12 protein-coding genes and 1 pseudogene are annotated in these 11,661 nt (G+C 62.2%); all 13 read right to left on the reverse strand.

Annotated elements, in window-relative coordinates; translation table 11 throughout:
• Nucleotides 1-945: 945 nt before the first annotated feature.
• Nucleotides 946-2,097, reverse strand: a complete 1,152-nt coding sequence (locus AC1D0P_RS13990) for an ABC transporter substrate-binding protein (RefSeq protein ID WP_477677292.1) — start codon at nucleotides 2,095-2,097, stop codon at nucleotides 946-948.
• 183 nt (nucleotides 2,098-2,280) lie between these two features.
• Nucleotides 2,281-2,994, reverse strand: coding sequence for an ABC transporter ATP-binding protein (locus AC1D0P_RS13995; RefSeq protein ID WP_477677293.1), 714 nt, complete (start codon nucleotides 2,992-2,994; stop codon nucleotides 2,281-2,283).
• A 19-nt stretch (nucleotides 2,995-3,013) separates the two neighbouring features.
• A complete protein-coding gene (locus AC1D0P_RS14000) occupies nucleotides 3,014-3,244 on the reverse strand; it encodes an ABC transporter ATP-binding protein C-terminal domain-containing protein (RefSeq protein ID WP_477677303.1) in 231 nt (76 codons plus the stop codon).
• Between the two features lie 6 nt (nucleotides 3,245-3,250).
• A pseudogene (locus AC1D0P_RS14005) lies at nucleotides 3,251-3,697 on the reverse strand (ATP-binding cassette domain-containing protein); the annotation flags it as partial.
• A gap of 68 nt (nucleotides 3,698-3,765) precedes the next feature.
• On the reverse strand, nucleotides 3,766-4,779 hold the full coding sequence (locus tag AC1D0P_RS14010) for a branched-chain amino acid ABC transporter permease (RefSeq protein ID WP_477677294.1): 1,014 nt from the start codon (nucleotides 4,777-4,779) through the stop codon (nucleotides 3,766-3,768).
• Between the two features lie 4 nt (nucleotides 4,780-4,783).
• Nucleotides 4,784-5,701 carry a branched-chain amino acid ABC transporter permease gene (locus tag AC1D0P_RS14015; RefSeq protein ID WP_477677295.1) on the reverse strand — a complete coding sequence of 306 codons (918 nt, stop codon included), beginning with the start codon at nucleotides 5,699-5,701 and terminating at the stop codon, nucleotides 4,784-4,786.
• Nucleotide 5,702: 1 nt separating this feature from the next.
• A complete protein-coding gene (locus AC1D0P_RS14020; RefSeq protein ID WP_477677296.1) occupies nucleotides 5,703-6,899 on the reverse strand; it encodes an ABC transporter substrate-binding protein in 1,197 nt (398 codons plus the stop codon).
• A 58-nt stretch (nucleotides 6,900-6,957) separates the two neighbouring features.
• Nucleotides 6,958-7,278, reverse strand: coding sequence for a non-heme iron oxygenase ferredoxin subunit (locus AC1D0P_RS14025; protein ID WP_477677297.1), 321 nt, complete (start codon nucleotides 7,276-7,278; stop codon nucleotides 6,958-6,960).
• A 3-nt stretch (nucleotides 7,279-7,281) separates the two neighbouring features.
• The gene (locus AC1D0P_RS14030) at nucleotides 7,282-7,770 is read right to left on the reverse strand and encodes an aromatic-ring-hydroxylating dioxygenase subunit beta (protein ID WP_477677298.1); all 489 of its coding nucleotides are present in this window, start codon (nucleotides 7,768-7,770) and stop codon (nucleotides 7,282-7,284) included.
• Complete coding sequence (locus tag AC1D0P_RS14035; RefSeq protein WP_477677299.1) at nucleotides 7,767-9,068, reverse strand: aromatic ring-hydroxylating dioxygenase subunit alpha; 1,302 nt, start codon at nucleotides 9,066-9,068, stop codon at nucleotides 7,767-7,769. The genes AC1D0P_RS14030 and AC1D0P_RS14035 overlap by 4 nt, the downstream gene beginning before the upstream one ends.
• A 39-nt stretch (nucleotides 9,069-9,107) precedes the next feature.
• A complete protein-coding gene (locus AC1D0P_RS14040; RefSeq protein ID WP_477677300.1) occupies nucleotides 9,108-9,803 on the reverse strand; it encodes a fumarylacetoacetate hydrolase family protein in 696 nt (231 codons plus the stop codon).
• A 41-nt stretch (nucleotides 9,804-9,844) separates the two neighbouring features.
• Nucleotides 9,845-10,894 carry a gentisate 1,2-dioxygenase gene (gene gtdA, locus AC1D0P_RS14045; RefSeq protein ID WP_477677301.1) on the reverse strand — a complete coding sequence of 350 codons (1,050 nt, stop codon included), beginning with the start codon at nucleotides 10,892-10,894 and terminating at the stop codon, nucleotides 9,845-9,847.
• Nucleotides 10,895-10,913: 19 nt separating this feature from the next.
• On the reverse strand, nucleotides 10,914-11,661 hold a 748-nt coding region (locus tag AC1D0P_RS14050), incomplete at its 5' end, for an FAD-binding oxidoreductase (RefSeq protein WP_477677302.1).

Here is an 11,661-nt window from a genome sequence, read left to right on the forward strand (position 1 = left end):
GTGCCGGTCGACAAGTACATGGTTGCTATGTTGTTGTGGCCATTTTCCGGCACTGCCACCTGCCCCATCACAATATAAATTTTTGATGGAGGCGCGGTCAAGATGGTATTGCTCCCCAGGTTCTGAGGAGCGGAGAGTGTCATGCCGTTAGACATAGAAAAGCCTTCCAGGTGTGTGAGAAAACCCAGTCGGGCCGGGGCTTCCGGGTAACACAGTGTTTTTTTGAAATCCCGAAAAAATCATCATCAGGACGGCAATTCAAGCCGATGAATATTCCGGCTCGTACAAAGCCTGGAACCACGAACCTGTAACGTTCTTTGCAGTCTTCGGATCGAATTAAACAGAGGTTTGAGTTGAACGGGTAGCTTAATTTCCCTGTTGGTTCCCACAGGTGATTAATCCTTTTACTCGTCGGCTTTCGTCATCGCGGTCAACAACGCACAGCACCGCTCATTGACGGAAAATCTTTGCGCTCGTGTCCGCCTCCAGTTCTCGCGACAGGTTTGGAGAGAACTAATTCGGTACATTGCTTGAGCGTGAATATTCACAATGCAGGACGCAGGGGACACGCTGAGAGCGATGGGTACAGGCCAGCGTGCGGCGCGAAGCTTGGCGAGGGGCAACTACAAAGCGTGAATCGCCGGAACGTGGCCGCGTAACTTCGCTTCGCGAAGTCCATTCACGTCCAGCGACGGTCGCAGGGTGACACGCTCACGGGCTGTGAATCCGGGCTCCTTGAAGGATGTGTCACCTATATCCGGGAAGAATTCGGTCGCGATTTCAGCGCATGCAACGCGGCTGGAAACCACTTTCCACGGTTCTCCGCAACAGACGGCAGGCGTCGATGTTCGGGCTCAAAACTCCGTAGCGCAGCACGAGCGCCTGCGGAAACGCGAGTGCGGCTTCGCCTTCCGTCGCTTTGAACGGCGATCGCAGTTTTCCAACCTACTTTTGAAGGTTGCCGCCGGAATTGATGATGGAGAGATCCACACCACCCCAGCCGGTCCGCTGGTTGGCGGTGTAGTTGACAAAGACACCTCCCAGGTTGTATTCGCCCAGATTGGACAAGGCTTGCAGCACGCCGGCGCGGGTCGGCGTCTTGCCCGCACGCCGGACGGCTTCCGCAGCGATCTTGGCGCCCATGTAGCCTTCGAGGCTTGAGAAAGACAGGGCCTCGCCCGGCGCGTACTTCTTCATGTCAGCTTGATATTCGGTGATGACCGGCTTGGAAGGAACGAAGGGGAAAGGCACCGCCTGGCTCAACACGATGCCGCGTGCCTTGTCCTTGCCGGTGGCATTGACCAGGCCGTCGTGCAGCAGCACCGACAGGCCGTAGATCTGCACCGACCCTCCAGGGACCTCGCGAACAGCCTTGACGAATTCRAATGCGGGCTTTCCCGCAGCCAGCAAAATAATGCCCTTGGGGCGGATCTCTGTGATGGCGGCGACGGCTGCGCGGACACTCGCATCCAGCTTGTCGGGCGCGGCGTCAAGCACCTGCTGCGTCGCGATTTTGACGCCCTGTGGGCCGCTGAGCTGGGTCGTCAGCTGAGCCAGGGGTGGGCCGAAAGCGACGCTCATATTGACGATGGCCAGCGAGTCCTTGCCCCAAGTCTTGGCTTCCTTGAGCAGGCTGGCAACTTCATCCGCATAGCCGCTGCGCAGGGGAAACACATTGCTGGCGGAGATCACATTTTTATCGCCCTGCAGCGGCGCAATCAGCGCGATGCCGTTCTTGCCCGCCAAGTCCTGCTTGGCGATTTCGGCGAGTCCGGCGCTGTTGAGAAAGCCCAACAGCCCTACCACCGCCGGATCGCCGATAAGTTGCTGGGTCAGCTCCATCATCTTTGGGGCCTGCAGGCCGTCATCAAGCGTGACCAGCTTGAGCTTGTTGCCCTGCAGGGTAGTGCCCGCGTTGACCTTGTCGAAATAGGCCTGGATACCCGCCGCCATGCCTTTGGCGTTCGCGGCCGATGTCGGGTTGGTCTGTGAAGCGACCTGTCCGAAGACGAGGTCGATGGCGTGGCTGGACATCGGCAAGGCCGAGATCAGAAGTGCAGCCATGGTGGTCTTGAGGTGCGTGAAATTGAGAGCCATTTAGTCTCCTTTATTACTTCAGCCAGTACATCACCAAAGCAAAGTAATTCAAATGGGTTAAACCCCGAGATGTCGTACTACCTTGCCGCGTTTACGCAGGCCCATTGACGCTGGCCAACGCAGCCTAGTCCTCAAGCAATAAGTTCGAGCGCCGAACTTGCGGCAAGGGCCTCACAGATCGGTTCAGACGCCCAGGTATTGGTGAACGATTTCAGGCTGTCCGCGCAACTCATCCGAAGTGCCTTGCCAGACCACGCAGCCTTTTTCAATCACAAAGTGCCTATCGGCCAGTCCCATCAGCGCTTTCACGTTTTTATCGATGACGATCTGCGACAGGCCCTCCTCCTTCAACTCAGCAAGGGCGCGCCAGATTTCGTTTCGAATCACAGGAGCCAGGCCTTCTGTTGCCTCGTCGAGCACCAGCAGCCGCGGGTTGGTCATCAGCGCGCGGCCGATGGCCAGCATCTGCTGCTCACCGCCCGACAGCTGCGATCCCAAATTGCCGCGGCGCTCTTTCAATCGTGGAAAAAAGGCGTAGACACGGCCCAGGCCCCAGGGCTTTCCATGGCTCTTGTTGTCGTCGCGGGCGGTCGCCACCAGGTTCTCCTCGACCGTCAGGTTGGGAAACACCTGCCGGCCTTCGGGCACCAGCGCCAGGCCCTGGCGCGCGATGCGGTGCGAAGGTAAATGGTCTACGCGGGCACCGGCCACCGACACGCTGCCGGCGGCTATGGGCAGCATGCCGAACAAACATTTGACCGTGGTGGAGCGGCCCATGCCGTTGCGTCCCAGCAGGGTCACAACCTCACCAGGGCCGACATCGAAGGAGATGTCAAACAGCACCTGTGCGTGGCCGTAAGAAGCCTGCAGGCCTTGGACGGATAAAAATGGCGTCATGGCTTTTTCCTTGTCCGCTTCATGCTTCAGCTTCTTCACCGAGGTACACCGCCCGCACTTCCGGGTGCTTGCGGATTTCCTYGGGCGTACCGGTGAACAAAATCCTGCCGTAGACCAGCACGCTGATACGGTCCGCCAGCGCGAACACCGCATCCATGTCGTGCTCGACCAGCAGGATGGCGTACAGCCGTTTAAGGCTTTTCAGCAGTGCGATGACGGCGGCGGATTCCTGGACGCTCATGCCTGCCATGGGCTCATCCAGCAGCAGAAATTTGGGCCCGGCGGCCAGGCTCATGGCCAGCTCCAGCTGCCTGCGCTCGCCATACCCCAGATCGGCCGCCGCAACATGGAGGCGATGCGCAAGGCCGGTGGCTGCTAGCGCTTCTTCGGCGAACTTGCGTGCTTTCTTGTCCGCCAGCATCGGCGTCCAGAACTTGAAGGCATGCTGGCGTGAGCCAAGCGCCGCGAATGTGGCGTTCTCCAGCACGCTGAAGTCCTCGAAGATCGAGGTGATCTGGTAGGAGCGCAACAAACCAAGCTTCGCGCGTTCATGGATGGGCAAGGCGGACACATCCGCGCCGTTGAACCAGACGCGGCCGCTGTTCGGTGCGAGTTCGCCCGACAACTGGTTGATCAGCGTGGTCTTGCCCGCGCCGTTGGGCCCGATGATGGCGTGCAGTTCGCCTTCGCGAATATCCAGCGAGACCGCGTCGGTGACCAGCACCGCGCCATAGCGTTTGGTGAGGGATTCTGTGCGAAGAATGCTGGCCATTACAGGGCTCCTTGCGCGGCATCCGTCGCCACAGCGACCGATGAAGCGGCTTTTGGGGCCGGCTTTTCCCGGGCATCCAAGCGCTGCAGCAGCCCGATGATGCCGCGGTTTCCCAGGAGCGTGACGATGACGATGAAGGGGCCGAAGATGACCATCCAGTGCTCGGTAAATCCTTTCAGGATTTCTTCCAGGCCGAGGAAAACCAGTGCCCCCATCAAGGGGCCGAACACTGTCCCCAGACCACCGATTACCACGATGACGATCAGCTCGCCCGAGACCGACCAGGCCAGCGTGCTGGGCGAGGCGAAGGCGTTGAGGTTGGCCAGCAGCAGGCCGGCCACACCGCACAACATTCCCGACATCACATAGGCCAGCAGCTGGTAGCGCAGCACCGGGATGCCGGCGGCGTTGACGCGGCGTGTGTTCTGCCTGGCGCCGCGGATCACCATGCCGAAGGGCGCGGCGCGCAGCCTGGCCAGCCACCAGATCGACAGGACCAGGACGACGAAGGCCACGACGTAGACGCTGGTCGCGGACGACAGGTCGAGCGGGCCGAAACGGCTGGGCTGGGCGATGGACATGCCGTCATCGCCGCCATAGTTCTTCAAGCTCACGAACAGGAAGTAGCCCATCTGCGCGAAGGCCAGCGTGATCATGATGAAGGCGATGCCGGTGGTGCGCAGGCTGATGGCGCCTGTGACCAGGGCGACCAGGCCGCACATGCCCAGGCACAGCGCCAGGTGCATCCAGCCGTTGCCGATGCCATGGAAAGAGGCCAGGCCGACGGCATACCCTCCCAGCCCGAGAAACAGCGAATGGCCGAAACTCACCAGCCCGCCGTAACCCAGCGCCATGTTCAGGGCGCAGGCGGCAATCGCGTAGATGATGATGCGCGCGAAGAACGCGACGTAAAACGGCTGGCCGGTGGCCTGCGCGACGAATGGCACGGTCGCCAGCAACAGCAGGACCCCCAAGGGAACCCAGGCGCTGGGGCGTGAAAGAAGTGGGGTCATGGTTTCACCTGTTGGCGGGAAAGAGGCCTTGCGGTCGCCAGGCCAGGACCACCGCCATCAGCAGATAGACCAGCATGGAGGCCAGCGCCGGGCCGGCCGCGTCGGCGAGCGAGCGCTCGGTGACCTGCCGCAGCAGGAAGGGTAAAAATGCGCGGCCCAGGGTGTCGACGATGCCGACGATCAGCGCGGCATAAAAGGCGCCCGTAACCGAGCCGATGCCGCCGATCACGATGACGACCAGCGTCGTGATGAGCACCGACTCGCCCATGCCGGACTGCACCGACAGGATAGGCCCGGCCATCGCGCCGGCAAGGCCCGCGAGCATGGCGCCGACCGCAAACAGCATGGCGTTGAGCAGGCGGATATTGACGCCGAGCGCGGCGACCATCGCGGGGTTCACCGCGCCGGCCCGGATCAGCATACCCACGCGGGTCTTGTTGATCAGCAACCAGGAACCCAGCGCAACCACCAGTCCGACGACGATGATGGCGAACCGGTAGGCCGGGTAGCTGAAGCCGGCGATGGGAATGGCGCCGCTCAGGAACTCCGGCACTTGCAAAAATACCGGCTGCGGGCCCCAGATAATGCGCACCCCTTCATTGAAGAACAGGACCAGGCCGAAGGTGGCCAGCACATGGTCGAGATGGTCGCGACGGTAGAGGCGCGCGACCGCGACGAACTCCAGCGCCAGACCCAGGAGCAGCGAACCCAGCATGGCCGCCAGCAAAGCCAGCCCGAAGGAGCCGGTGTACTGGAAGGCCGTGGYCGCGAAGTACGCGCCCATCATGTAAAGCGAGCCGTGCGCCAGGTTGACGAAGCTCATGATGCCGAAGACCAGCGTCAGGCCTGCCGCCAGCAAAAACAGCAGGACGCCGTACTGCAGGCCGTTGAGCAGCTGAGCGAAAACGATCGTGCCGTTCATGTCACTTTAACGCGCACTGCGCGTGGTAGGCATCGCTCTGCTTGGGCAAGGGGGTTGCGATGAGCTTTCCGACGACATTGCCACCGCTCTTGACGGTTTCGAACGCATAGTAGTTCTGCACCGGCAGGTTGTTGTTGTTGAACGCGAATGGGCCGCGCACCGACTTGAACTCGCTGCCGGCCGCCTTGACCGCTGCGGCGAGTGCCTTGGAATCGCCGGCCTTGGCCTTGCCCAGGGCGATGTTCAGGATATTGGCCGCGTCGTAGGCCGTCGCCGCGTACGCGCTGGGCGTGCGTTTGTACTTGCGTTCGAAGTCGGTAACGAATTTTTTGTTCTCCGGCGTGTCAAGCGCCGCGTCCCACATCGCGCCGCTGATGCTGCCAAGGGCCGCGTCGCGCAGGCCCGGCAGGGTCGTGCCATCGACGGTGAAGACGGAATACAGCGGCACTTTGGCCATCAGGCCGGCCTGGCTCATCTGCTTGATGAAGTTGACGCCCATGCCGCCTGGGTAGAACACAAACACCGCATCGGGCGCGGCGGCCTGCAACTGCGCGAGTTCGGCGGAATAGTCGGGCTGGTTCACCTGCGTGTAAACCTCGTCCACGACCTGGCCCTTGAAGTAGCGCTTGAAGCCGGCCAGCATGTCTTTGCCGGCCTGGTAATTGGGTGCCATCAGGTAGACTTTTTTCAGGCCCTTGTCCTGGGCGAGCTTGCCCATGGCTTCGGCGGCGCCGTCGTTCTGCCACGCAGCGGAAAACACATTGGCCTTGCAACCCGCGCCGGCCAGCGGCGATGGGCCGGCGTTCGTGGCGATGGCCACGGTGCCCGACTCGGCGATGCGCGGCAGGCTGGCCATCAGCACATTGGAAAAACTGAGGCCCACGATGGCATCGACCTTGTCCTTGTCGATGAATTTGCGCACGATCTGGCTGCCGATTTCAGGCTTGAGCTGGTCATCTTCCTTCAGCACCGTGGCGGCCTGCCCGCCAAGCTTGCCGCCCAATTGCTCGACCGCCAGCATGAAGCCGTCGACCTGGTCCTGCCCGACGATGGCCTGTGGGCCGGACAAGGGGGCCATGAAGCCGATGGTGGCGGCGGCGCTGAACTGGCTGGCGCCGGCCAGTGCGAGCCCGGCTGCGGCGATCAGTGCGCTGCGGTGAAATGGTGTCTTGGAGGGCGTCTTGGAAGTTGTGTTCATGGTGGGTTGTCTCCTCTGTAGGGGGTAATGAAAAGGGTGAAAAGGTGAAGCTGCGGGTTCAGTCAGAAATCTGTACGAAGACGCGCCCGCCTTCGATGCGCACGGGGTAGCTGCGAACGTCCTGCGTGATTGGTGCGCAGGTGCCGCGGCCATTGCGCACGTCGAACTTTCCCTGGTGCAGCGGGCATTCAATTTCATAGCCGTCAAGAAAGCCGTCGCACAGGCGGGCATGCCCGTGGGTACAGATGTTGTCGGTGGCGAAGATGCTGCCTTCGACCTTGTAGAAGGCCACGTCGCGGCCGCCGACCTGCAGCCCGATCACGTCGTCTTCGGGAACACCGTCTTCTTCGGTGGCCTCAATCCAGCTGGCGTTGCTCATGATTTAGATGGGGTAGATGATGGAATTGGGGATCATTTCGCTGTCGTATACGCAGTACCGCGAAGCGAACTTCAGGCCTTCTGGCGTGCGCACGATCACGTCGATGTAGCGGCCGACATTGAAGACCGTCGACTCCTGTGACAGCTTGGTGCGAAAGACCGCGTAGGTGGCTTCCGACTCAAAGCGGTTGCCGCCGGCCGCGCGAATCAGCGGCGCGCCGACGACGTGGCGCTGGTAGTAGGGGTCATGGAACAAGGTCTCGCGGATGCCATAGACACGGTCTTTCAGCATGCCCTTGCTTTCAAAAAGCAGGGTTGCCAGTGGAAAGCCGCGTTCATGGTTCTCCCGCGGGATCAGCTTGTAGAGGCAGTCCTCGGTGAAGAACTCGGGCCACAAATCCCAGTTGCCCGAGTCGACCGCCTGGGCGTAGTCGGCATACAGCTGTGCGATTTGTTGATAGTCTTCGAAATTGACGGCGACGACGGTGGTCATGCTTCGGCCTCCATCACTTCGCGCCAGTACTGGTACATGCCGCGTATCAATGTCTCGGTGACCATGTGGTCGGTGTCTTCGACCGTGCGCCCGCCGAGTTCGGCCAGGGTGCGGTGGTAGGGCTTCTGCTCGAAACCCTGCTGTGAGAACTCAATCACCTCGCCGTCGTCGGCCGACACAAAGCCGGCCGGGCCGAACAGGTTGGCCTGGCGCAGCCGGCGTTGCGTCATCTCTTGCGTGTCGTCCTCAAAGCCGAAGTGCGTCCAGACGAAATCGAAGGAACCGTGGCCGTCGGGCTGGATGTGGCGCGTGGATACGCTGTTGACCTGCTGCTGCAGGATGACGCTGGGGAACAGCGTCATCATCACCGCGGTCGGGCCGCCCCACCAGGGCTCGGGCACGATGTCAAGAAACCGTGGATCGTTGAGCTTCATGCTCTCTTTGAAGCTGGACACCTGGGTGACCTCGTCGGCCTTGCCCGACTGGCCGCGCGTGGAGATCATCGCGGCATGGCGGTGGCGCGCATCCATCTYCAGCTCGGACTTGTTGTCGGCGCGCCAGAGGCCGAAGGTGACAAACCAGGTGTGCAGCAGCCCGGGGTGGTAGGGGTCCTTGATGTTCTCCTGCATCAGCTTCCAGTTGCCCGGGATGCGCTGCCGGTTGTAGCCCAGGATTTTCAGCTTGCGGCCGTCGAAGAGACGGTCGAAATAGCCGAGGATGACCGGCCCAAGGAAGTCCTCGAGGGATTCGATGCCGTGGTCGAAGCTGGCAAATACCACGCCGCCGCGCGTGGCGACCTTCAGCTTGTTGAGGCCGTGGTCGGCGGTCTTGAAGTCCGCGGGCATACCGCCGTTGACCTTGCCGTTCTGCTTGACGCCGCGGCGAAACGGCACGCCCTGCAGATCGCCCTTCAGTGTGTAGCTCCACTGGTGATAAGGGCACACAAACTCTTTTTTGTTGCCGTGGCGTTCCCGGCAGAACTGCATGCCGCGGTGGGCACAGACGTTTTCGACAACGCTGACGCCGCCGTCGGCATCGCGCACCATGATCACCGAACGCTCGCCGATCACCGTGCGCTTGAAGTCACCGGCGTTGGGGATCTCGGCGTCAAGGCCGACGTAGTTCCAGTGTTTGTTGTAGAAAAAGCGCTCCAGCTCTTTCTTGTGCTGGTCCGGGTCGGTGTAGGCCATGAAGGGGATCCGGCTTGTGCCTTCGGATTCCCAATGGATTTTGACGGGAAAGGTGCCGGTGGAGGCGGCCGCTGATGGGGCCGTTGATGGGGCGGTCGATGCAGTCATCGCTGTCTCCTTTTGTTTCGGTTATTCAGCGCCTGCGTTTCAGGCCGCCACCGTGACCGTGATGCCGGCCAGGCCCGCGATGTCGCCTTGCATCACGTCGCCCGCAAGCACGGCGTTCACGCCTTCAGGGGTGCCGGTCATGATGATGTCGCCGGGCTCCAGCGTTTCATATTCGGAAAGGTAGGCAATGCACTCCGGGACCGACCAGATCAGCTTGGCGATGTCTGACGACTGGCGGGCGCCGCCGTTGACGGTGACGCTGATGGCACCTTGCGCGACGTGTCCGCCGCCGGCCACGCGCGACAGCGCGCCGACGGGTGCCGACAGCGAGAAGGACTTGCCGAATTCCCACGGACGGCCCTTGTCGCGCGCATCGAGTTGCAGGTCGCGGCGTGTCATGTCCAGGCCCACGCCGTAGCCGTAGACATGGTCCAGCGCATCGGCCACGGCGATGTCGCGGCCGCCCTTGCCGATGGCGACGACGAGTTCAATTTCGTGGTGGAAGTTGTTCGTCTTCGGCGGATAAGGAATGCTGACCGGCGACGACGCATCGACGGCCGCGTTGGCCGGTTTCATGAAAAAGAACGGGGGATCGCGATCAGGGTCTTTTCCCATCTCGCGCGCATGCGCGGCGTAGTTGCGGCCCACGCAGAAGATCCGGTTGACGGGAAAGCGTTCGCTGACGCCGGCCACGGCGAGCGTGGGAATGGTAGCGGGTTCGACGGCGTAGTTCATGTGATGGCGTTCTGTTGAAAAGTTGAAAGTGGGGATGAATTTCAGGCGCGGTGTTCGCGCCACAAGCCGAGGGCCTGCTGCACCGGGCGGTCTGAATAGCTGAAGAGCACGCTATCGGGACCGGCGCGGAACTGGTGGCTGTGCCAGGACGGCACCACCATCACGTCGTTTTCATCGAGGCGGACGGTTTTTCCTTCAACGGTCGCCTCAGCGTTTCCGCTGAGGCACACGTACACCGTGCCATCGGTGCAGCGGTAGGGCCGCGTTTCAAAGCCGGCCGGCAGCATCTGCGAGAACGCCGCTATCGTCGGCATCGGCGAGCGGCCGGTGGCCGGGTTCACGTAGCGCTGTTTGTGGCCGAAGTGCGCATTGGGCTCACTGCCGGCGGCTATGGCTTTCAACGATGCCAGTGTGCGTTCCCAGGGATAGACAAACACCTTGGTCGGCTCGGCGGGCTGCTGGTAAAAATCGACCGGAACCATGTTGGCGCCGTAGCGTGCCAGCGCATCGCCTTCCGGCCGGGTGACGGCCTGGTAGTTGCTGTCGCTTTTTTCGGCGAATCCGGCATCGAGGAAACGGACGATGGGAATGTCCAGGCCGTCGAGCCAGACCACAGGCTGTACACCCGGGTTGCCGTGGTCGTGCCAGGTCCAGGCCGGTGTGATGATGAAGTCGCCGCGGCGCATGGTCGTGCGTTCGCCGTCGACCGCGGTGTAAGCACCCTCCCCGTCCAGCACCAGCCGCAGCGCGGACTGGGTATGGCGGTGCGCCGGCGCCACTTCGCCCGGCATGATGAGCTGCAGGCCGGCATACAGCGACTGCGTGATGCAGGATTGGCCGCGCAGCCCGGGGTTTTCCAGGATCAGCACGCGGCGTTCCGCCTCGGCCGCGCTGATCAGCCGGCCCGCTTCCATGACCTGTTCGCGCACGTCGGCGTACTTCCACAGATGCGGGACTGCCGGCGACTTCGGCGAGTGCGGCACCAGCGCGCCCAGCACTTCCCATAAGGGCGTCATGTTGTCCGCGCCAATGCGGTCGTAGTAGGCCTTGCGGCTCAGCTGGGAATCAAGATCGGTATTTCTGCTGTTCATGGGGGTTCCTGTTGATCGCTCAAGTGCCGCTGGCGTAAAAAGCGTCGGCATAGATTTGTTCGGGCAGCACGCCCATCTGGCGCACCAGCAGGCTCGCCGCCTCAACCATGGGGGGCGCACCGCAGAGGTAGGCACGGAAGCCGTCGAGGCCTGGCCAATCCTGGGCAATTGCTTCGGTGACCAGGCCGGTGCGGCACCCGGGCGCCTGGCCGGACGCAAGCACGACGTGCACCTTCAGTAGCGGATGCCGGCGCTGGAGCTCCGCCAGCCACTCGCGGCCATAGATGTCGCGTTCGGAGCGAACGCCGAAATACAGGTGGATGCTGTTGCGCATGCCTTCCGCAATGACGCCGCGGATGATGGACAGGATCGGCGCCAGGCCGGTACCGCCGGCCACGCAGAGCATCGGCCCTTCATGCTTGCGGCGCAGGTAGGCCGAACCCAGCGGACCGCTGACGCGCACCGCGTCGCCAGCCTTCAGCGTATTGGCGATGTAGCCGGTGACGCGGCCTTCGGCGACCAGGCGCACATGGAACTCCAGCTCGCCGTCGGCGCAGAGGCCGGCCATGGAATAGGGCCGGATGTGCTCGGGCGTGAACTGGAGCTGGGCGTACTGTCCCGGTGAGAACTCGATGGGCTTGGCCGGTTTCAGCCGCAGGCGCTTGATGTCGTGAGTCTGGTCCTCTACCGCAACGACGGTGGCCTTGACGATTCTTGCCGTATGGACAACGACCTCGTCGGGCTCGGGGATCTCAACAATGCAGGAT

Source organism: Polaromonas sp. P1_G2, assembly GCF_056405515.1.